At 70.6% G+C, this 1,670-nt stretch carries 1 protein-coding gene; it reads left to right on the top strand.

What is annotated here, in order from left to right:
- Positions 1-389 precede the first annotated feature (389 nt).
- A partial coding sequence (locus FV223_RS27000) for a capsular biosynthesis protein (RefSeq protein WP_210247529.1) occupies positions 390-1,670 on the top strand: 1,281 nt, incomplete at its 3' end.

The raw sequence follows: 1,670 nt of genomic DNA, 5'->3' as shown, positions 1-1,670 counted from the left end.
GCTCCGGGCCGGGCGGGTCGCGCGGCGGCGCCCGGCATCGCCTGCCGGGATCCCGCGACCCATCGTGAGGGCCGAGCGACGGGTCGCGCCGGCCTCGACGCGTTCCTGCCCGGACCCGCGGGCTTTAGCCCAATTCATCCGCGGCAGGCGAATGCTTCCTGGGGCGGGCGGATGAGCGGGACATGAACGGACACCCCCCGGACATATCGCCGCCGCGATTGGCTCCTAGCTCGTTACCCGTTCGGGGCCGGCCGCGACGGCGTTGCGGGACGGCCACGACCCGGCGGAATCGTGCGGGGCGGAACGGCCTCGGATTGCCGGGCCGCCTCGGCCGTGCGACCCGTGGTGGCTGCCCCGTCCCGTCCGCTGAAGGTACAGAGCGCTCCGGAATGCTTCAGCCTCGCCCAGATTCCGTCGATGCGAGCCCGGCGACGTTCCTTTTCCTCCAGGGCCTCGCCTCGACCTTCTTCTCCGATCTCGGCGGCGCCCTGGCCGCCCGCGGGCATCGGGTGCGGCGGATCAACTTCTGTCCCGGCGACTGGCTGTTCTGGCGCGGCGACGCGGACCATTACCGCGGCACCCGGCCCGGCTGGGAGCGCTGGCTCGACGCCTACGTCGCCACCTACGGCGTGACCGACATCGTCCTGTTCGGCGATTGCCGCCCCTATCACGTCGTCGCGCGCGCCGTCGCGGTCGCCCGCGGCCTGCGCGTCCACGTGTTCGAGGAGGGCTACATCCGCCCGAACTGGATCACCTGCGAGCTCGGCGGCGTGAACGGGTACTCGACCCTTCCGAAGACCGCCGAGGGCGTCCGGACGCTGGCGCGCCGCCTGCCGCAGCCCGGCCGCGCGATGCCCTCGACCGGCGACATGGCCCTGCGCAGCATCTGGGACGTCGGCTACAACGTCGCCAACGTCTGCTTCCCCTACCTTTACCCGCGCTTCCGCAGCCACCGCCCGACGCATATCGCGATGGAATATGCCGGCTGGATCAAGAAGTTCTCCCGCCGCGGCCGGACCAGGCGCGAGGCCGCCCGCTGCAACGAGATCTACAACGCGGTCGGCTGCGACTACTTCCTGCTGCCGCTCCAGCTCGACAGCGACTACCAGATCCGCGTGCACTCCCCCTTCCTCGGGGTCGAGGGCTTCATGGACCGGGTGATCAAGTCCTTCGCAGAGGCCTCGCAGGCGCCGACCCGCCTGCTGGTGAAGCTCCACCCCCTCGATGCCGGCCTGATCAACTGGCGCAAGTTCGCCCGCGCCTCGGCCCGCCGCCACGGCGTGAGCGAGCGCCTCGACTTCATCGACGGCGGCGAGCTGCCCAGCCTGATCGCCGGCGCCCGCGGCGTGGTGATCGTCAACAGCACCGTCGGCATGCTCTCGCTGGAGATGGGCCGGCCGACGATGGCGCTCGGCACCGCGATCTACAACATGCCCGGCCTCACCCATCAGGGCGACATCGACGTGTTCTGGACCGCACCGACCGCTCCGGATCTCGGCCTGATGTCGGATTTCCGCCGCGTGGTGCTGCACCGGACGCAAGTGAACGGCGGCTACTTCTCCAAGGCCGCCATCGCCCGCGCCGTCGCCGCGACGGTCCCGCGGATGGAGGCGGCGTCGATATGGACTCTTGGGGGTCATCAGCCTGTTATCCCCGGCGTACCTTTTATC

Origin of the sequence: Methylobacterium sp. WL116, assembly GCF_008039455.1 — a bacterium.
Classification (GTDB): domain Bacteria; phylum Pseudomonadota; class Alphaproteobacteria; order Rhizobiales; family Beijerinckiaceae; genus Methylobacterium.
The sequence above is the reverse complement of the archived record's forward strand: the minus strand, read 5'-3'. Positions and strand labels throughout refer to the sequence as shown.